This is a genomic window from Mesorhizobium sp. M7A.F.Ca.AU.002.02.1.1, assembly GCF_003998535.1.
GTDB lineage: Bacteria > Pseudomonadota > Alphaproteobacteria > Rhizobiales > Rhizobiaceae > Mesorhizobium > Mesorhizobium ciceri.
Genome location: NZ_RZPB01000028.1, coordinates 1 through 19,257, shown reverse-complemented (window position 1 = coordinate 19,257; position 19,257 = coordinate 1). Strand labels below are relative to the sequence as shown.

The window sequence follows — 19,257 nt, the reverse complement described above, 5'->3', positions numbered from 1 at the left end:
CCGGTCTCCGATCTGATGGCTCTGCAAAAAGGGTCGACCGTGGCGCTCAATCGCCGCATCGGCGAACCTGTCGACGTCGTGGTCAACGGCCGAAAGATCGCGCGCGGCGAGATAACCGTTCTGGAAAGCGATCCTTCGCGCTTCGGCATCAGGCTGACCGAAATCATCGCCGGCACGAAGGGCGCCTAGACATGGTTTGCGGGGCTTGCCGGTGGCAGCGGAGGCGAGTGGCATGACGACGCCGGTGACCTTGACCCGCGCGCAGAAGGCGGCCGCCATACTTGTGGCGATGGGCAAGCCGTCGGCCAGCCGCCTGCTGAAATTCTTCAAGCAGGAAGAACTGAAGGCCCTGATCGAGGGCGCCCGGCTGCTGCGGACGATTCCGCAAAGCGATCTTGAGCGCATTGTCGCTGAGTTCGAGGCCGAATTCACCGAAGGGGCGGGATTGCTCGATTCCGCCGACAGGATGGACACCATCCTCAACGAATCGCTCTCGCCCGAAGAGATGAGCGCGATCATGGGCGACAGGAAATTCGAGGTCGCACCGGAAGGCCCGCCGCCGATCTGGCCCGAGCTCGAAAAGCTCGAACCGGCGCGGCTTGGCGCCTTCCTGGCCGGTGAGCATCCGCAGACAGCGGCCATGGTGTTGTCGAAGCTGGCGCCGCAGGTGGCGGCGAGCGTGCTGCTGACACTGACCAAGCCGATGCGTGGAGAAATCATCAAGCGCATGGTGACGATGGCCAATGTTCCCGACGCTGCCGCCAGGATCGTCGAAAACCGGCTGCGCACCAGTGTGCTGGCCGAAACCTCGACCAAGGATACCTCGGCCGGACAGGCGCGTGTCGCCAGCGTCCTCAACGAACTCGACAAGCCGCTGCTCGAGGAGGTGATGCAGGATCTGGAAGCCGCCGGCACGCCTGATCTCGACGGCGTGCGAGCCCGGCTGTTTGCTTTCGACGATCTGCCGCTGCTCACCCAGAAAGCGCGGGTGCTGCTGTTCGACGGGCTATCGACGGAGCTGGTCACGCTGGCCTTGCGTGGCACGTCGGCCGCCCTTGCAGAATCGGTGCTGTCGGCCATCGGCGCCCGCTCGCGGCGCATGATCGAAGCCGAGCTCGGGCAGGGCTCGGACGGGATCCCCCTCGCCGATATCATGGCGGCCCGCAAGACGATCGTGACGACGACGATCCGGCTGTCGCGCGAAGGCGCCTTCGAACTCCCCTCGACCCAAGACGCCGCCTAGGACCGCGCCATGGCTGACGCGGTCGACAAGGATTCGAAAACCGAAGAGGCGACGGAAAAGAAGATCCGCGACACCATCGAACAGGGCAAGCTGCCCCATTCGCGGGAGACAGCGCTCTTTGCCTCGTTCGTTGCCATACTGGTGTTCACCGTCTTCTACGCCAAGGATGCGATCATCGATCTCGGCATGTTCCTGTCGATGTTCCTGGAGAAGCCGGAAGCCTGGCCGATGGACACGGAGACCGACGTCATCGCGCTTTACAAGATCGTCCTGCTCGAGGTCGGCCGCGCCGTCCTGAGCTTGATGGTGCTGCTGACCGTCGCCGGCGTCGGCGCCTCGGTGTTCCAGAACATGCCGCAATTCGTAGGCGAGCGGGTCCGGCCGCAACTCTCGCGTATTTCGATCGCCAAGGGTTGGAACAGGCTGTTCGGCATCCAGGGTTGGGTCGAGTTCCTGAAGTCACTCGGCAAGGTCGGGTTTGCCATCGTCGTGCTGAGCTTCACCCTGTCGGAAGACCACCGCAAGCTGCTCGCCGGGATGATCACCAATCCGGTCGCCTTCGGTCTCGTCATCCGCGGCATCGCCGTCGACATCCTGGTGGCGATCGTCTTCGTCATGGGGCTGATCGCGGCAGTCGACATCGTCTGGTCGCGCTTCCACTGGAAGCAGGATCTGCGCATGAGCAAGCAGGAGGTCAAGGACGAGTTCAAACAGTCCGAGGGCGACCCGATCGTCAAGTCGCGGCTGCGCTCGCTGGCGCGCGACCGGGCGCGCAAACGGATGATGACGGCGGTGCCGCGCGCGACGCTGATCATCGCCAACCCGACGCACTTCTCGATCGCGCTGAAATATGTGCGCGACGAGGACTCGGCGCCCATGGTGCTGGCCAAGGGCCAGGATCTGGTGGCGCTCAAGATCCGCGAGATCGCGCGGGAACACAACATCCCGATCTTCGAGGACGTGGCGCTCGCCCGCTCCATGTACAAGCAAGTTTCGGTCGATAATGTGATCCCGTCACAATTCTACCAGGCCGTCGCCGAACTGGTGCGGATCGTCTACTCGAAAAAGGCTGAGCGCAGACAGATTTCATGAACCGGCAACCGCACGCAAAATCCCGCGAGATCATCGTCGCCAGCGCCATCGAGCAGGTGGTGGGCGAACTGAGGCTGATCGATGTCGCCGACTACATCGCCTTTATCCGGCTGGAGCATTTCGCATGCCTGTCGGACCTGGTCGATTCAGCGGTTGAGTTGTTCTTCATGCCGGGTACTCTGCGGCTCGGCCATGGTGGTGAGGCGCATGTCGACTGGAGCGGCAGCCCGCGCATCGTGCTCGATCTGGAACTGAGGCCGCCCGGCGTCACCGTCTATTTCCAGCTGACGCTGAGCGAGCTCGGCGCGTCGGTGGCGGTCAACTACGTATCGTTCGAGAAGCCGGGCGAAGACCCGGAGCGCAACACGGCGCTGCTCGAAGCGGTGATCGAAGAGGCGCGTATCCGCAAGGTCGAGCCGCTGGCCTATCGCTGACCGTCGGTCGCTTTCGAAGCGCTGCCGAATTCCCCTATTCGATCAAGCCCAGCCGCAGCGCCTTGGCAACGGCCTGGTTGCGATTGACGGCGTTGAGCTTCTGGGTCGATTGGGTCAGATACTGGTTGGCGGTGTGCACCGACAGTTTCAGGAGTCGCGCGATCTCCTCGCTGGTGTTGCCGTTGGCGGTCAGCTTCAGGCATTCGAGTTCGCGCTTGGAGATTGCACGCATGCGGCCGGCATCGCTCGGGCGGATGCGGGCGACTGCGGCGAACAACGAAAAGCAACGAGCGTGGATCTCGTAGAGAGCGTCCTGCGACAGGGTGATCTCCGAGCCCAGGAAAACGACAAGGCCGCATTGGCCGCGGTCGGCGTGGACGGGGAAGGCGATGCCGCTGGTGCCGGGCGCCAGCGGCGCCATCTGCTGCGTCCAGGCGAGATTGCCGAACATCTCGGCCATGGCGGTGACGCCGTCATCCGTCCACCAGCGCGGTTCGGTCGAGATGCGCGTGTGACGCACGATCTCCTCGCCATTGGCGCCTGAAATGAACTTCGTCGCCACGGCAATCCCGGGATAGTCGGAATCAAGGCAAGGAACGAGCCGCGCCCGTTCGGGCGAGGGGCTGACGAAGAACAGTCCGAAAGCCGAGGCGTTGATGTCGACGGCGATCCAGCGGCAGCGGCGCACGGCGTCGGGAATGGTGACCGCGTGATGGGTTTCGGAGCTAAGGGTGAAGGCGCCGAACGGCTTGCGCTGCTCGTTGAAAAGGGCTTCGGCGGCTTCCTTGATATCGGCGTGTTTCAAATGATGCCGCTCCTGATCGCCGTGGCGATGGCCATCGCGCGGTTGCTGGCCGCGAATTTCTGGATGGCGTGGGTGATGTAGCTGTTGACGGTGTTGGAGGAGACGCCAAGGATGACGGCGACCTCGTCGGTGGTCTTGCCTTCGGAAACCCAGAACAGGCATTCGCGCTCGCGATCCGACAACGGATCCTGCATGGCGGCGGCGGCGATCAGTTGTGGGATGTGCGAGAGCGCGTAGCAGCATTTCAGCTGCGCCCGCATCAGCGCCGGCTGGTCGATGCTGCCGGCTGTCGCTGCCGAGAACAGAGCGAACAGGCGCTGGCGGCCGACATTCAGGCGCAGGGAATAGATCTCTGCATGGCCGAGCACATCGAGAAGGCGGGCTTCCTCGCCGGTGATCAACCCGTCAGCTTCGGGCGCGTGAGATGCTACCAGCGGCTGCGGACGAATGCCGGGCGCGACGGTGAGCGCGCCTTGCGCAAGCCCGGCGATCAGCCGCTTGCCGATCAACTCGATGGCGTCGAAAATCCAGTTGGAGGAGACGATGCGCGCATCGTTGCGGTCCTGATCGTGGACGATGGCGACCAGCATGTAGCTGTCGGCGCCGATCTCGGCGGTCAGTTGCATGAAAAAGCTGGTGAGATCGCCGCGCGACGTCAGGCGCGAGCCCAATGTGTCGGATTGAAGTAGCGCGGCGGGACTGCTCATTCTCGTTGCTTTTGGCCGGAATCGTTTCTGCTGTCCGGATGCTGGAAGTCAGCCGCCGAACCCGAATACACATTACTTTGACGAAGACACACGCGTGGCGCAGGGCTGCACCGAACCAAATCCCGAATCCATTCAGGGAACGCGAAGCCGTCCGCGTCTGGTGCCGGAAAAGCTCCGGAACAAAAGACTTTGGGTGGTCGCCGCGCCCCCCAGGACCGGCTGATTCGGGTTTAATCTACCCGCAGTTGAATCTGACATCAAACGCGATTTGACAAAATCGAATCTGATGGACTCCGGCGCGACTCACAGCTCGGTTTTCGCGCCCTGGACAGACGACCGGGACGCGAAAGTCTTCGCCGGCCACCTCGGCGGCTGGTCGATTTCGCCAGGCTCGGGAGCATTGGACAGACGGGCGCGCCGGTTGCTGTGCCGAAGGGGGTGCCTTGGCCCGATAGTCGGAGCCGGGCGATGTTGCCGCCCGGTCCCGGTGGTCCTTTGCTTATGCCTGTCGTTGTCCCAAAACCGCCAGATGCTCCTGGACGACAGGCATTTACCGATCCTCGAACCCGGTCAGCACGCCGACCGCGTTGATGCCGATCTCCTCGACGGCATAGCCGCCTTCCATGACGAACAGCGTCGGCAGGCCGAGCCTGGCGATGCGGCGGCCGATCTTGGGATAATCAGACGTCTTCAGCTTGAACTGGCTGATCGGGTCCTTCTCGAACGTATCGACACCCAGCGAGACGATGACGACATCCGGTGCATAAGCGGCGAGCCTGCCGCAGGCATCCTCGAGCGAGGCGTTCCATGCATCCCAGTCGGTGCCGAAGGGCATCGGATAATTGATGTTGAAGCCTTCGCCGGCACCCGCGCCGCGTTCGTCGGCATGGCCGAGGAAGAACGGGTACTCGACCATCGGATCGCCATGCAGATTGAGCACCTGGACGTCGGCACGGTCGTAGAAGATCTCCTGCGTACCGTTGCCGTGATGGTAGTCGACATCGAGGATCGAGATGCGTTTGGCGCCGTGGTCGCGGAACCATTGCGCGGCGACAGCGGCGTTGTTGATGTAGCAATAGCCGCCCATGAAGCCAGCCCCGGCATGGTGGCCGGGCGGACGGCAGAGCGCGAAGGCGGAAGCCTCGCCATCCTTGAGCAGGCCGGCGGCGGTCAGCGCTACGTCGTAGGAAGACTTGATCGCGGCCCACGTGCCTTCGACGAAAGTGGCGCCGGCATCGAAGGAATAATAGCCGAGCAGCGCGTCGACGCGCTTTGGCGGCACGTCGCCGCGCAGGCCGCGCGTCGGCCATGTGAAGGGCATCGCCGTGCCTGTGAGACCTGCTTCCAGCCATTGCGGCCAGACCGTCGGGAGAAAGTCGATATAGTCTGATTTGTGGATGCGCTTGGCGGCGGCGAGGTCATGTTCGTGCGGCGCGATGATGGGACCCAGTTTCTCGCTTTCGACCCGCGCCTTGATGAATTCGGCCCTCGATGGCTTCTCGAAACCCGGCACGATGGCTGATGTGACCAGTTCCATTTGACCGGCATGGCCGGCGTGAAGGGGGGAGAAAACAGTCTTCATAAATTCCTCTCGAAGTGCGAAATCAGTCAAGATTCAAGATTGAGATAAGGGCTCACCAGAGCGAGCCACATTCTTTCCACATCGTCCTCGATGAGGTCGTATGTCTTGCGGTCTCTTTTCAGCCCGACAAGCCGGCAGGCGTGCCCGACGTCCATCATCAGCACGCCGAGCCGGCTGGCGACATTGTCTTCAAGCGCCGGGTTCACATGCTGCAGCCATGCGGCGTAGAGCGCGATGATCTGCTCGTCATATTCGTTCTGGATCGGCCTGAGGTCGGCGTTGCCTGAAATGGCCTCGATCACCGGCATCAGGCTGGCGTTTTCGAGGTAGAGTCTGGACGTGTCGATGAAGAGCTTGCGCACTTCCTGCCGAAACTCTTCACGGTTGGTGGGCGGGGCGACCTTGATACGCTTGGCGATCACCTCGGGAAAGGATGACAGCCAGCGCCGGGCGAGGTCCAGAAGAATGGCTTCCTTGTTGGGAAAGTATTGGTAGATCGAACCAACCGACAAGCCTGCGCGCTGCGCAATGGCCAGCGTCGTCGGCGTCTTGGTTCCTTGCTCCCGCGTCAAGACCAGCGCTGCGTCGAGAATCCGGTCGACCACCTTGCTGGAGCGTTTTTGCCGCGGCTGTTTGCGCGGTTCGAGCGCTATCCTGCTTTTGCGGTCGAGACTGCGCTTCACCGTCCGATGTCCTCGTTCCCCGCCCGGTCTCAACATGGTGGGAGCTTGCTGTCCACGATACATTCCAGATTCGGTATGTTGACAAACGCGAATAATCAGTCGCATTCTTTATCCACGCTGCCTCTTGGGATGACAAGGGGAATTTCCAAGACAGCGCGCTGGCATTCTTTTTCGTCCCATGGCGCCGCTCCGGTGGAGTGGCAGGTCGTTGGCCAAGAGGTTGTCGGTCTCAGTCAGTCGTCAAAAGCGCGGAGTCGCGATGTCTGTCACAGGTGCAGGTCACAATGCGGATCTGATCGTCATCAATGGTCGTGTACTGACCATCGACGACGACAATCCCACCGCCGAGGCCGTCGCCGTCAAGGACGGCGCAATCATCGCCATCGGCAGCCGCGCCTCCATCGAAGAGTTCAAGGGACCGGCCACCAAGGTAATCGACGCCAAGGGCGGCTCCGTCCTGCCGGGTTTCATCGAAGCCCACATGCATCTGTTTTCGGGCGGGGCTGAACTTGCCCACCTTCAACTCACCGGTATACATGGCTTCGAGGCGCTGCAGAAGGCGATCCGCGACTATGCGCCTACCCGGCCCGACGCGAAGATGCTGGTCGGCCAAGGCGTCGACTACACCGTGCTCGGCAGCGAGCGCGTGACGCGCCATCACCTCGACGCCATTTTGCCCGATCGTCCGTTCTGCATGGCGGCGCCAGACCATCACACCATGTGGGCCAACACCAAGGCGTTGGAAATGGCCGGCATCCTGCAGGGGCGTACGCTCGGCCCTGGCAATGAGATTGTCATGGGTGACGATGGACTGGCCGCCGGCGAATTGCGCGAAGGCGAGGCCTTTGGCCCGGTGCTCGACCTTGCCGGCGAAAGCCGGGTGCGGCTGGGGCTGTCGACCGGCGGCGAGCCGGACCCGATGCCGACGGCGGCCGAGCGGGACGCCGACCGCGACATCATGCGGCGCGGGCTCGCCTGGTGCGCCCGCCACGGCATCACCTCGATCCAGAACATGGACGGCAACCTCTATCAGCTTGAGCTGCTGGCCGAGATCGAAGCCGAGGAAGGCTTGCCCTGCCGCGTCAAGATCCCGTTCCACTACAAGAATTTCATGACGCTCGACATGCTCGACAAGGCATCTGATATGGCCGAAAGCTACAACAGCGAATGGCTGTCGTCGGGCATGGTCAAGGTGTTCTACGACGGGGTGCTCGATTCCTGGACAGCTGTCATGGTCGAGCCATACGCCGACCGGCCCGACTGGGTGGGCGAGCCGCTGTTCACGCCGCAACAATTCATCGATCTGGCCGTCGCGGCCGACAGGCGCGGGCTGCAGATCGCGGTGCACTCGATCGGCGACGGCGCGGTGCGCGCGGTGCTGGACGGTTATGAGGCGGCGCAGAAGGCGAACGGCAAGCGCGACAGCCGTCACCGGGTCGAGCACATCGAGGTCACCACCACATCGGATGTGCCGCGTTTCGCAGAACTCGGCGTCATTGCTTCCATGCAACCGCCGCATCCGCCCGGCGCCATGGATTTTCCGCTGGAGCCGACGGTGTCGCGCATCGGGCCGGCACGCTGGCCGCTGAGCTATGCCTGGCGGACCTTGAAGGATGCCGGCGCGCATGTCGTCTTCGCATCCGATTGGCCGGTGTCGCCGATCGATCCGATCCTGGGCATTCAGGCGGCAGTGTTGCGCAAACCATGGGCAGAAAGCGACCCGGACCAGAGTTTCTCGCTGCATGAAGCGATCGCCGGTTACACGATCGAGGGCGCCTACGCCGAATTCGCCGAGCACCGCAAGGGTACGCTGAGATCGGGCTACATGGCCGATCTGGTGGTTTTGTCGATGGATATCGAGAACACCGCCCCGGCCGATCTGCACAAGGTGCGGCCGGTGACGACGATTTGCGGCGGCAAGATCACCTATCAGGCCTGACTATGGCATGGGGCTTGCAGGCCTCAATGACTGACTGAACTGTGACCCAATGCCGGGCTTGCCAACCCACCGGCCATGTGGTCACATCGAACAGGGGAAGAGCTCCGCCAGCAAGAGCGGGGTCAACAGTGAGGCGTAATCGTGCCGGACAAACCGGATCGGAATGCGATTGAAGTAGTAAACGTCAGCAAAATTTTCGGATCAGGTGAGGGGCAGGTGGCTGCCCTCGACACGGTCTCGGTATCTATCCGCGAGAACGAATTCTTCACGTTGCTGGGGCCATCCGGCTGCGGCAAGACGACGTTGCTCAGGCTGATCGCCGGCTTCGATTTTCCAACCGCCGGTGAAATCCTGCTCTACGGCCAGGACATCGCGCCGCTGCCACCCTTCAAACGGCCGGTCAACACCGTTTTCCAATCCTATGCGCTGTTCCCGCACATGACGGTCGCCGACAATATCGGCTTTGGCCTGGAAATGCTGGGTAAGCCGAAGGCCGAGATCAAGGCGCGCGTCGCCGAGATGCTGAAGCTGGTCAAGATGGAGGCACTCGCCGGTCGTCGCACCAGCCAGATCTCCGGCGGCCAGCAGCAGCGCGTGGCCTTGGCCCGCGCCTTGGCACCGCAGCCGAAGGTGCTTTTGCTCGACGAGCCACTGTCGGCGCTCGACTACAAGCTGCGCAAGGAGATGCAGATCGAGTTGAAGCGGCTGCAGCACGAGACCGGCATCACCTTCATCTTCGTCACCCACGACCAGGAAGAAGCGCTGACCATGTCCGACCGCATCGCGGTCATGTCATCGGGCAAGATCCTCCAGGTCGGTTCGCCCTGGGATATCTACGACAAGCCGGCCGAACGCTTCGTCGCCGACTTTATCGGTGAAACCAACTTCCTGACGGCCGCCATCAGCGAGATGGCCAACGGCAAGGCGCGCGCCACGCTCAAGTCCGGTGCGACCATCGAGGCGACCGTGGCCCAGGGTTTCCAGCCCAAGCCCAATGCCACGGTCGTGGTTCGGCCTGAACACGCCAAGCTGACCAAGGCCAAGGGCGAACTGTCGGGGAGGGTCGATAATATCGTCTATTTCGGTACCGACACCCACATCCATGTTCATCTCGACAGCGGCGAACTCTTCACCGTACGCCAGCAGAACACGCGCAGCGCGGGCTGCGGTTTCGAGAAGGGCGACGCGGTCGGCATCCTCATCGGCAGCGATGCCGCCCAGGTCCTGAAGGACTGACGATGGCGACCGCGGAAGAAGTCGCCAAGGCAGCGGAGCGGCGCGATGTCCGTGACCGCTGGCTTTTGTCAGCACCAGCGCTGCTGGTCATTTTCCTCGCCGCGACCGGCCCTTTGCTGATCGTGCTCGTGTACTCGTTCCTGACGCCAGGCTCCTATGGCGACGTGAAGTGGCAGTTCTCGCCGGAAGCCTGGATAGCGGTGTTTCTGGAACGCGATATCTTCGACGACACGCTTTCGATCGCCGCCGCCCACGTCACCATCTTCCTGCGCTCGATCAAGCTCTCGGTGGTGACGACGATCGCCACCTTGGTGCTTGGTTTCCCGACCGCCTATTTCATGGCGACGCGCAGCGAAAAGACCCGCGATCTCTGGCTGTTCCTGATCACCATTCCGTTCTGGACCAACCTTTTGATCCGCACCTTCGCAGTGCTGCAGATCATCCGCAACGAAGGCATCATCAACACAATGCTGCTCAAGCTCGGCATCATCTCGGCGCCGATCCAGATCCTCTACACCGACACGGCGATCCTGATCGGCATGGCCTATGTCTACCTGCCGCTGATGGTGCTGCCGATCTACGCCAGCATGGAAAAGCTGGATTTCCGGCTGGTCGAGGCGGGCTACGACCTTTACGCCACGCGCTTCCAGGTGCTGCGGCGGATTATCTTTCCGATGGTCAAGCCGGGCGTCATCGCCGGCTCCATCCTGGTCTTCATTCCAGCGCTTGGCGCCTATGTGACGCCGAGCGTGCTTGGCGGCGGCAAGAACATGATGCTGTCCAACCTGATCGAATTGCAGTTCGGGCAGGGCCGCAACTGGCCACTCGGCTCGGCGCTGTCGATCGCCGTCATGATCATCGTCATGGTGGCGCTGCTTGCCTATGTGCGCAATGCCGGCAAGTCGGGGGTGCGTCATGGCTAAGAACTTTTCCATCAAGCACCAGCCAGGATTCAGCGCGATCGCCGCGACCTGCTTTATCGTGCTGTATCTGCCGATCATCGTGCTGGTCATCTATGCCTTCAACGCGGCGAGCTCGACCTCCGAATGGGGCGGCTTTTCGCTGAAATGGTTCCAGTCGGCATGGCAGAACACGCAGGTCGTCGATGCCACGCTGCGTTCCTTCCAGATCGGCTCCATTGCGGCGGTGCTCTCCACGATCTTTGCCACCATGGCGGCGCTCGCCACCACCCGCACCGCGTCCTATCCCGGCCTCACCTTCAAGTATGCGGCGATCAACCAGCCGCTGATGGTGCCCGAGATCGTCACCGGGGTGGCGCTGCTGATCTTCTTCTCGCGCATCAAGATCTTCACCGGTTATTCCGGCATCGGCTATCTGGTCGCCGCGCACACGGCGTTCTGCATTCCCTTTGCCTATTTGCCGATCCGGGCGCGGCTTGAGAATATGGACCTGACGCTGGAGCGTGCCGCAGCCGACCTCTACGCGACGCCCTGGAAGACGTTCCGGCGCATCACGTTGCCGCTTCTGTGGCCCGGCATCCTGGCCGGGCTGATGCTGGCCTTCGTCATCTCGCTCGACGACGTCGTCATCACCGAGTTCGTCAAATCGGGCGGCCAGGACACGCTGCCCACCTACATGCTCGGCCAGATCCGCCGCGGCATCACACCCGAGATCAACGCGATATCGACCGCCTTCCTGCTGCTCTCGGTTGCCATCGTCACGTTGTTTTTCTTCGTCAGCAGGAAACGAGACTGAACCGAAAAATGGGAGTTAAAACCATGAACTGGAAGACAACAGCAACCGCCATGGGGTTGGCGTTGCTCGCCTCGACGGGCCTGGCCCGCGCCGACGGCGTGCTCAACATCTACAATTGGGGCAACTACACCAGCCCCGACGTGATCAAGAAGTTCGAGGCCAAATACAACGTCAAGGTGACCATCACCGATTATGATTCCAACGACACCGCGCTTGCCAAGGTTCGCCAGGGCGGCACCGGCTTCGACATTGCGGTACCCTCGCAGACCTACGTGCCGATCTGGATCAAGGAAGGCCTTGTCCTGGAAACCGACCCCGGCAAGATGGAGAACTTCAAGAATGTAGCGCCCGAATGGGCCAACCCCGACTTCGATCCAGGCCGCAAATACTCGGTGCCGTGGGCGCTGGGCACGGTGGGCGTCGTCGTCAACACCGACGCCTACAAGGGACCGGCCGACAGCTGGGGCATCATCTTCAACACGCCGGACGAGCTGAAGGGCAAGGTCAACGTCGTTCCCGAGATGAATGACGTCATCTTCGCGGCGATCAAATATGTCGGCGGCCAGCAGTGCACGGACGACAAGGCGGTGCTGAAGAAGGTGCGTGACACGCTGGTCGCGGCCAAGCCGAACTGGATCGCCATGGAATACAACACCATCGAGAAGATGGGCGCCGGCGACTTCAAGGCAACCAGCGACTGGAACGGCTCGGCGCTGCGCCAGCGGCTGGCCAATCCGGCCATCCACTACAATTATCCAAAGGAAGGTTACGGCCTGTGGAGCGATAACGTGGTCGTTCTGAAGGAAGCCAAGAACGTCGACAATGCCAAGCTGTTCCAGAACTTCATCATGGATCCGGAAAACGCGGCGGGCCTGTCGGCCTTCCACCGCTATGCCAACGCCATCACCGGCTCGGACAAATACATGCCGGCCGACATGAAAGATGCGCCGGAAGTCGTCATTCCGGCCGCAGCGAAGCCACAGGGCGAATTCCAGAAGATGTGCGCGCCTGAAATCCAGGACATCTACACCAAGATCTGGACCGAACTGCAGAAGTAATCGCTGCATGACGGACCCGGCGGCACATGTCGCCGGGTCTTTCTTTTCCGGGAATGGCCTTTCATGGACTCCTATCGCAACAGCGATCCGCGGCCGCCGATCATGCAGGGCTCGCCGCCCGCCATGGTGCCGCCGAAGCTCGACTGGGACCGGCCGCCATGGAACCGCTGGGCGTTCCAGCACATCCGTGAAATTCTGCCGACCGCCGAAGTCTGGCGCGGCAACGGCCATCGCCGCCGTCTCGAACGCGCCGAGGTCGATCTTGACGGGCTGGCGGTCGAGGACAGCGAGGGCAAGCCGACGACACTCGCCGGGCTGCTCGACGAGACCTATACGGACGGTTTTCTGGTGCTCAAGGACGGCAAGATAGCCTATGAGCGCTATTTCAACGGCATGGGTGAGCGCACGCTGCACCTGTCGCAGTCGATGGCCAAGTCCGTCACCGGTTCGGTATTCGGCATACTGGTCGGGCGCCGCCTGATCGATCCGGCCAGGCCGGTCACGGATTATTTGCCGGAGCTCGGCGCCACCGGCTGGGCCGGCGCCAATGTGCAGCATGTGCTCGACATGACGAGCGGCGTGCGTTTCTCCGAGGAATATACCGACCGCTATTCCGACATCGGCCAGGTCGATGTCGCCACCGGCTGGAAGCCGGTGCCGCCGGGCAGCGATCCGGATTTTCGCTGGCCCTCGCACATGTTCGAGCTGATCCTGGGCTTGAAGGACACGATCCGCCCGCACGGGGCTCAATTCGAATACCGCTCGATCGAGACCGATGTGCTCGCCTTCATCATGGAGCGGGTGACAGGCAAACGGCTGCCGCAGCTGGTTTCGGAAGAGCTCTGGCAAAAGCTCGGCGCCGACGAAAGCGCCTGCTTCACCGTCGACAGCGCCGGCTATGCGGTGGCCGATGGCGGCTTCAATGCAACGTTGCGCGATTATGGCCGCTTCGGCCAATTGATCCTCGACAATGGTGGCGGCGTCGTGCCGGCCGGCTGGGTCGAGGACACGCGCAACGGCAGGCATGGGCCGGACTTCAGCCCCAGCCTGCCGGAGGGCAGCTATCGCAACCAGTTCTGGATCGAGGACCCGCGCTCGCGCGCACTGATGTGCCGCGGCGTGTTCGGTCAGATGATCCATATCGACTGGAACACCGGAATGGTCGTGGTGAAGCTTTCGACCTGGCCGGATTTCGCCAATGGTGCCTATTCCATAGCGACGCTGAAAGCCGTGCACGCTATCGCCACGGCACTTCGCTGAGCCTCCACAAAGAAGAAACGACCCGGAAGGAAACGCCATGACCGGCAAAACCGTGTTCGAGACCCGCTATGGCTTCCGGCGCAACCAGGTGGTGCTCGCCAATTGGCGCGAGAACCCGTTCAACCGGTGGTCGTTCCAGAATCTCGGCGAACTGGTGCCGACCGCCCGGGTGGCGGCGACGTCGGGCGTTGTCGAAATCCCCGTGCGCGATATGGGCGGCCTGCTCGGCGAGAAGGTCGCGATCGCCGGCACACCGGAGACGGTGGCTGATTTTCTCGCACGTTCGAGCACCGACGCACTGACGGTGATGAAAGGCGGCAGGATCGTCGGCGACTGGTTCGCGCCGCATATGGATTTCGGCGCCCGCCACATCATCTTTTCGATCAGCAAGTCGCTGACCGCCATCATTGCCGGCATACTAGAAGGCGAGGGGGTGTTCGACCCGGAAGCGCCGGTGACGGCCTACATCCCCGAAGCCGCCGGCTCGGCCTATGGCGATGCGAGCGTGCGGCATGTGCTCGATATGAGCGTCAGTCTCGATTTCGAGGAAGCCTATCTCGATCCGGAAAGTGCTTTCGCCCGCTATCGCCGTGCCACGCTGTGGAATCCGGGCGGCGGTACGGAGAGCCTGCGCGAATTCATCCTGACCCTGCAACGTCTTGCAGAGCCGCATGGCCAGACCTTCCGCTACCGCTCGCCGAATTCCGACCTGCTCGGCCTGCTGCTCGAGCGTGCGTCGGGCCAGCGGTTCACCGACCTGATGCGCGAGAAGCTGTGGCTGCCGCTCGGCGCTGTCAGCGAAGCCTCGATCGGCGTCGACATGGAAGGCACGGCGCGCACGGCCGGCGGCATTTCGGTGACGCCGCGCGACCTGGCGCGTGTCGGCGAGATGATGCGGCAAGGTGGCATGGCCAATGGCCGCCGCATCGTACCGGAAGCCTGGGTGCGCGACACGACCAGCACTGGCGGCAGTGCGGACGCCTGGCAGCGCGGCGCGATGCTGCCACTGTTTCCCAAGGGCCGTTACCGCAACAAATGGTACCAGACTGGACACGAGAACGGCGCCTATTGCGGCATCGGTATTCATGGCCAGTGGCTGTATGTCGATCCCAGGACCGAAGTGGTGATCGCCAAGATGTCGTCGCAGCCGGAGCCTGTCGACGATCCGCTCGATATCGAGATCGTCGCGTTCTTCGAGGCGCTGAGCCGGCTGATCTAGGCGCGCCGCGATCGCCACATTGGCGCACGCTTTCCTGTGGACCCGCCGGGCTGATCGAAGCGCGGCGGTTGGCGGGCCGGAGGTCTGCGCCTATGGTCGCCGCTCTTTGGATGAGAGCAGGAACGACATGGCATCCGACATCAAGCGCATTGCAGCCATCATCGCGGCCGAGATCAGCGCGCGGCCCGAACAGGCGGCCGCGGCGATCGAACTGCTCGATGAGGGCGCGACAGTGCCGTTCGTGGCGCGCTACCGCAAGGAAGTCACCGGCGGGCTCGACGACACGCAATTGCGCGATCTTGCCGAACGCCTTGCCTATCTGCGCGAGCTCGACGCGCGCCGCGACACCATCCTTGGCTCGATCCGCGAACAGGGCAAGCTGACCGAGGAGCTTGAAGGCAAGATCGTCGCCGCCACCACCAAGGCGGAACTTGAGGACATCTACCTGCCCTACAAGCCCAAACGCCGGACCAAGGCCGAGATCGCCAGGGAGCGCGGGCTGGGGCCGCTGGCCGAAGCCATCTTGGCGAACCGCTCATTGGTGCCTGCCGAACTGGCGCTGGCCTATGTCAGCGAAGAGGTGGCCGATACCAAGGCGGCGCTCGAGGGCGCGCGCGACATCCTTTCGGAACAATTCGCCGAGAATGCCGATCTGGTCGGCAAATTGCGCAGCTACATGAAGGAGCGCGCCTTCATGCGGGCCAGGGTGGTCGACGGCAAGCAGGAGGCCGGCGCGAAATTCTCCGATTATTTCGACCATGTCGAGCGTTGGGCAAATGTGCCCAGCCATCGCGCGCTGGCGATGCTGCGCGGCCGCAACGAGGAAGTGCTGTCGCTTGACATCGAGGTCGATGCCGATGACACCTCACCGGTGAAGCCGGTCGAGCGGATGATCGCCAATGCCTATGCCATCGGCGGCAGCCTTCCGGGTGACAGATGGCTGATGGAGGTGGCGGGCTGGACCTGGCGTATAAAACTGTCGCTGCATCTGACGCTCGATTTGATGCGCGATCTGCGCGAGCGGGCGGAGGAGGAAGCGATCCACGTCTTTGCCCGCAACCTCAAGGATCTACTGCTGGCCGCTCCCGCCGGCTCGCGCGCCACGATGGGGCTCGACCCCGGCATCCGCACCGGCGTCAAGGTGGCGGTGGTCGACGGCACCGGCAAGGTGCTGACAACGACGACGGTCTATCCATTTCCGCCCAGAAACGATGTGCGCGGCACGCAGGCGGAACTCGCCAAGCTCATCCGCCAGCACAAGGTCGAGCTGATTTCGATCGGCAACGGCACCGGCAGCCGCGAGACGGAAAAGCTGGTGGCCGACATGCTGTCCGACATGCCGGCGGACGGCGGGCCGAAGCCACTGAAAGTGATCGTCAGCGAGGCCGGCGCCTCGGTCTATTCGGCATCGGCGACGGCGGCGGCGGAATTCCCCGGCCTCGACGTGTCGTTGCGCGGCGCTGTCTCGATCGCCCGGCGGCTGCAGGATCCGCTGGCCGAACTGGTCAAGATCGAACCCAAATCGATCGGCGTCGGCCAGTACCAGCATGATGTCGACCAGTACCGTCTCGGCCGCTCGCTGGAAGCGGTGGTCGAGGACGCGGTCAATGCCGTCGGCGTCGATCTCAACACTGCCTCGGCGCCGCTTTTGGCGCGCGTTTCAGGTCTGGGCGCATCGCTGGCCGACGCGATCGTTGCGCATCGCGATGCGACCGGGCCCTTCGCCAGCCGGAAGGACCTGCTCAAGGTGCCGCGGCTCGGACCTCGGGCCTTCGAACAATCCGCCGGCTTCCTGCGCATTGCCAATGGCAGCGAGCCGCTCGACGCCTCGTCGGTGCATCCGGAGGCCTATGGTGTGGCGAAGAAGATCGTCGCTGCCTGCGGGCGCGATGTGCGGTCGTTGATGGGCGATAGTGCCGCGCTCAAGGCACTCGACCCACGCGTCTTCGTCAACGAGCGTTTCGGCTTGCCGACGGTGCGCGATATCCTGGCGGAGCTGGAAAAGCCCGGCCGCGACCCGCGCCCAGGCTTCAAGACGGCGACCTTCGCCGACGGCATCGACGACATCAAGGATCTGAAGCCCGGCATGCTGCTGGAAGGCACGGTCACCAACGTGGCCGCCTTCGGCGCCTTCGTCGATATCGGAGTGCATCAGGACGGGCTGGTGCATGTCTCGCAGCTGGCCGATCGGTTCATCAAGGACGCGCATGAGGTCGTGAAGGCCGGCGACGTGGTGAAGGTGCGCGTCGTCGACGTCGACATCAAGCGCAAGCGCATCGCCCTTTCCATGCGCAAGGATAGCGGCGAGGGCGGTGCACCGCGCAGCGGACCGCGCGACAATGGTGGCGGCAGGCCGGCACCACGTTCGCCGGCACCCCAGCAACGCCAGCCGGAGCGGCCGGCGCAACAGGGAGCGTTCGGTGCTGCTTTGGCGAATGCGCTGAAGCGAAAGTAGCTACCACGCCAGAACGGCCGGTTCCTTCTCGACCTGGCCCAGCAGCCAGTCGCGAAAACTGGCGACCGGCGGATGGCCGCGCTTGTCGTGCGGGACGACGAGATAGTAGGCACTGCGGCTTTGCATGGGCTGGCCTGGCGCCGGCACCAGCTGGCCGCGCTGCAATTCACCTGCAATGAGGATCAACGGCAGCAGCGCCACGCCGAGCCCCGCCATGCAGGCCTGGGCGGCGGTGCCGAACTGTTCGAACTGCATGCCGGGTCCGGTCGGCGCGCTCAGGCCCTGATGCTCGAACCATTCGGTCCAGGCGCCAGGACGCGTCGCCATGTGCAGCAGCGGCAGGCGGCCGATATCGGCCGGTGCGGCGATGGCGCGGCCGGCGAGGAATTCGGGCGACACGACCGGCGCCACGGTTTCGCGCACCAACAGTGTCGAGTCGGCCTCCGGCCAGTCCGGCAGGCCGTAGTGGATGGCGGCATCAAGCCTCTCCCTGGCGAAGTCGAAGCGACCGACGCGGGTGACGAAGTTGATGGTGATATCGGGATTGTTTTCGACGAAATCGGGGATCATCGGCATCAGCCAGCGCGTGCCGAAGGTCGGCAAAATGGCAAGGTTCAGCATGCCACTATGCCGATTGCTCATCAATCCAAGGGCTGCGTCACGCAATTGCCCAAGTGCTGAACGCACCGCCTCGGCGTAGATCTCGCCCGATGTCGACAGCCTGACATTGCGGCTGTCGCGTTCGAACAGCCGGCGGCCGAACTGATCTTCCAGAAGTTTGATCTGGCGGCTGACCGCGCCCTGGGTCAGATCTAGCTCCTGGGCGGCGGCGGTGAAACTGCCGAGCCGGGCCACAGCCTCGAAGGCGGCAAGGGCGCTGATGTTGGGTAAAAGGCGGCGTTGGACACTCATGATCCATTCCTAACGATCATTGATCGGTGAATCAATTTCGTTTGATTTTTTCGAGGCGCAGGCCGATAGAACGGGCCAACATTTTGCTTCATGCATGTCATCGTTTTGAGCGACATGCATTGGTTGGGAGAAACGCGATGGCCGCCGACAAGAACGCATTCGTCTGGGAAGACCCGTTCCTGATCGAGGGCCAGCTTTCGGAAGACGAGCGCATGGTGCGCGACGGGGCGGCCGCCTTCGCCGCCGACAGACTGGCGCCGCGGATCGAGGACGCCTACCTCAACGAGACCTTCGACACCGCGATCTTCCGTGAAATGGGCGAGGCCGGCCTGCTCGGCATCAACATCCCTGAAGAATTCGGCGGGCTTGGCGCGAACTACGTCACCTATGGGCTGGTCGCACGCGAAGTAGAGCGCGTCGATTCCGGCTATCGGTCGATGATGTCAGTGCAGTCGTCGCTGGTGATGTATCCGATCTATGCCTATGGCTCGGACGAACAGCGCAAGAAGTACCTGCCCAAGCTCGCCAGCGGCGAGTGGATCGGCTGTTTCGGCCTGACCGAGCCGGATGCAGGCTCCGACCCGGGCGGTATGAAGACGCGCGCCGAGAAGACCGCCAACGGCTACAAGCTGTCCGGTTCGAAGATGTGGATTTCCAACGCGCCCGTCGCCGATGTGTTCGTCGTCTGGGCGAAGCTGAAGGGGGAGAACGGCAAGGACGAGATCCGTGGCTTCGTGCTGGAAAAGGGCATGAAAGGGCTTTCGGCGCCGAAGATCGGCGGCAAGCTGTCGCTGCGGGCGTCGATCACCGGCGAAGTGGTGATGGAAGGCGTCGAGGTCGGCGAGGACGCGCTGCTGCCCAACGCAAAGGGCCTTGGCGGACCGTTCGGATGCCTCAACCGGGCTCGCTTCGGCAT

18 protein-coding genes are annotated in these 19,257 nt (G+C 63.0%); 13 read left to right on the top strand and 5 right to left on the bottom strand.

The genetic code is table 11. The annotated features are described in order from the left end of the window. The 4 genes from EN879_RS03670 to EN879_RS03655 all read left to right on the top strand — a co-directional run. Positions 1–189: FliM/FliN family flagellar motor switch protein (locus tag EN879_RS03670; protein WP_206520920.1), on the top strand; the 189-nt coding region annotated here is incomplete at its 5' end. A gap of 43 nt (positions 190–232) precedes the next feature. Further along, positions 233–1,243, top strand: coding sequence for a flagellar motor switch protein FliG (locus EN879_RS03665; RefSeq protein ID WP_013529806.1), 1,011 nt, complete (start codon positions 233–235; stop codon positions 1,241–1,243). Between the two features lie 9 nt (positions 1,244–1,252). Beyond that, a complete protein-coding gene (flhB, locus tag EN879_RS03660; protein WP_024502683.1) occupies positions 1,253–2,335 on the top strand; it encodes a flagellar biosynthesis protein FlhB in 1,083 nt (360 codons plus the stop codon). Then, entirely contained in the window at positions 2,332–2,769 is a 438-nt protein-coding gene (locus EN879_RS03655) for a hypothetical protein (RefSeq protein WP_024502682.1), read from the top strand. Before flhB ends, EN879_RS03655 begins: the two co-directional genes overlap by 4 nt. A 34-nt stretch (positions 2,770–2,803) precedes the next feature. Here the strand turns inward: EN879_RS03655 and EN879_RS03650 are convergent, their stop codons facing one another. The 4 genes from EN879_RS03650 to EN879_RS03635 form a co-directional block, all read right to left on the bottom strand. Continuing rightward, entirely contained in the window at positions 2,804–3,574 is a 771-nt protein-coding gene (locus tag EN879_RS03650) for a helix-turn-helix transcriptional regulator (RefSeq protein ID WP_024502681.1), read from the bottom strand. Further along, the gene (locus EN879_RS03645) at positions 3,571–4,281 is read right to left on the bottom strand and encodes a LuxR family transcriptional regulator (protein WP_063168914.1); all 711 of its coding nucleotides are present in this window, start codon (positions 4,279–4,281) and stop codon (positions 3,571–3,573) included. The genes EN879_RS03650 and EN879_RS03645 overlap by 4 nt, the downstream gene beginning before the upstream one ends. 550 nt (positions 4,282–4,831) lie before the next feature. Next, positions 4,832–5,863: a histone deacetylase family protein gene (locus EN879_RS03640; protein ID WP_024502679.1), complete on the bottom strand. Its 1,032-nt coding sequence runs from the start codon at positions 5,861–5,863 to the stop codon at positions 4,832–4,834. Between the two features lie 26 nt (positions 5,864–5,889). After that, positions 5,890–6,546 (bottom strand): TetR/AcrR family transcriptional regulator, encoded by a 657-nt coding sequence (locus EN879_RS03635; RefSeq protein ID WP_063168913.1) that lies wholly within the window; start codon positions 6,544–6,546, stop codon positions 5,890–5,892. Between the two features lie 259 nt (positions 6,547–6,805). Between EN879_RS03635 and EN879_RS03630 the strand changes: the two genes are divergently transcribed. From EN879_RS03630 to EN879_RS03595, 8 genes are all read left to right on the top strand, one after another. Then, entirely contained in the window at positions 6,806–8,485 is a 1,680-nt protein-coding gene (locus tag EN879_RS03630; RefSeq protein ID WP_027161443.1) for an amidohydrolase, read from the top strand. Between the two features lie 141 nt (positions 8,486–8,626). After that, on the top strand, positions 8,627–9,721 hold the full coding sequence (locus EN879_RS03625) for an ABC transporter ATP-binding protein (protein WP_013529814.1): 1,095 nt from the start codon (positions 8,627–8,629) through the stop codon (positions 9,719–9,721). 2 nt (positions 9,722–9,723) lie between these two features. Beyond that, on the top strand, positions 9,724–10,644 hold the full coding sequence (locus EN879_RS03620) for an ABC transporter permease (protein WP_013529815.1): 921 nt from the start codon (positions 9,724–9,726) through the stop codon (positions 10,642–10,644). After that, the gene (locus EN879_RS03615) at positions 10,637–11,437 is read left to right on the top strand and encodes an ABC transporter permease (protein ID WP_013529816.1); all 801 of its coding nucleotides are present in this window, start codon (positions 10,637–10,639) and stop codon (positions 11,435–11,437) included. Before EN879_RS03620 ends, EN879_RS03615 begins: the two co-directional genes overlap by 8 nt. Before the next feature lie 23 nt (positions 11,438–11,460). Further along, positions 11,461–12,495, top strand: a complete 1,035-nt coding sequence (locus EN879_RS03610; protein WP_013529817.1) for an extracellular solute-binding protein — start codon at positions 11,461–11,463, stop codon at positions 12,493–12,495. A 63-nt stretch (positions 12,496–12,558) separates the two neighbouring features. Beyond that, a complete protein-coding gene (locus tag EN879_RS03605) occupies positions 12,559–13,755 on the top strand; it encodes a serine hydrolase (protein ID WP_024502675.1) in 1,197 nt (398 codons plus the stop codon). Positions 13,756–13,792: 37 nt separating this feature from the next. Next, positions 13,793–14,974: a serine hydrolase gene (locus tag EN879_RS03600; RefSeq protein WP_063168912.1), complete on the top strand. Its 1,182-nt coding sequence runs from the start codon at positions 13,793–13,795 to the stop codon at positions 14,972–14,974. Positions 14,975–15,101: 127 nt separating this feature from the next. Next, complete coding sequence (locus tag EN879_RS03595) at positions 15,102–17,429, top strand: Tex family protein (RefSeq protein ID WP_063168911.1); 2,328 nt, start codon at positions 15,102–15,104, stop codon at positions 17,427–17,429. Here the strand turns inward: EN879_RS03595 and EN879_RS03590 are convergent, their stop codons facing one another. Then, positions 17,430–18,341: a LysR family transcriptional regulator gene (locus EN879_RS03590; RefSeq protein WP_063168910.1), complete on the bottom strand. Its 912-nt coding sequence runs from the start codon at positions 18,339–18,341 to the stop codon at positions 17,430–17,432. A 137-nt stretch (positions 18,342–18,478) separates the two neighbouring features. Between EN879_RS03590 and EN879_RS03585 the strand changes: the two genes are divergently transcribed. Continuing rightward, positions 18,479–19,257: acyl-CoA dehydrogenase family protein (locus EN879_RS03585; protein WP_127273951.1), on the top strand; the 779-nt coding region annotated here is incomplete at its 3' end.

What these genes read in the sequence shown, in the direction of transcription:
- EN879_RS03665 (WP_013529806.1), top strand. Translation starts at nt 233, where the DNA reads ATGACGACGCCGGTGACCTTGACCCGCGCGCAGAAGGCGGCCGCCATA.
- flhB (WP_024502683.1), top strand. Translation starts at nt 1,253, where the DNA reads ATGGCTGACGCGGTCGACAAGGATTCGAAAACCGAAGAGGCGACGGAA.
- EN879_RS03655 (WP_024502682.1), top strand. Translation starts at nt 2,332, where the DNA reads ATGAACCGGCAACCGCACGCAAAATCCCGCGAGATCATCGTCGCCAGC.
- EN879_RS03645 (WP_063168914.1), bottom strand. Translation starts at nt 4,281, where the DNA reads ATGAGCAGTCCCGCCGCGCTACTTCAATCCGACACATTGGGCTCGCGC.
- EN879_RS03640 (WP_024502679.1), bottom strand. Translation starts at nt 5,863, where the DNA reads ATGAAGACTGTTTTCTCCCCCCTTCACGCCGGCCATGCCGGTCAAATG.
- EN879_RS03630 (WP_027161443.1), top strand. Translation starts at nt 6,806, where the DNA reads ATGTCTGTCACAGGTGCAGGTCACAATGCGGATCTGATCGTCATCAAT.
- EN879_RS03620 (WP_013529815.1), top strand. Translation starts at nt 9,724, where the DNA reads ATGGCGACCGCGGAAGAAGTCGCCAAGGCAGCGGAGCGGCGCGATGTC.
- EN879_RS03615 (WP_013529816.1), top strand. Translation starts at nt 10,637, where the DNA reads ATGGCTAAGAACTTTTCCATCAAGCACCAGCCAGGATTCAGCGCGATC.
- EN879_RS03610 (WP_013529817.1), top strand. Translation starts at nt 11,461, where the DNA reads ATGAACTGGAAGACAACAGCAACCGCCATGGGGTTGGCGTTGCTCGCC.
- EN879_RS03605 (WP_024502675.1), top strand. Translation starts at nt 12,559, where the DNA reads ATGGACTCCTATCGCAACAGCGATCCGCGGCCGCCGATCATGCAGGGC.
- EN879_RS03600 (WP_063168912.1), top strand. Translation starts at nt 13,793, where the DNA reads ATGACCGGCAAAACCGTGTTCGAGACCCGCTATGGCTTCCGGCGCAAC.
- EN879_RS03595 (WP_063168911.1), top strand. Translation starts at nt 15,102, where the DNA reads ATGGCATCCGACATCAAGCGCATTGCAGCCATCATCGCGGCCGAGATC.
- EN879_RS03590 (WP_063168910.1), bottom strand. Translation starts at nt 18,341, where the DNA reads ATGAGTGTCCAACGCCGCCTTTTACCCAACATCAGCGCCCTTGCCGCC.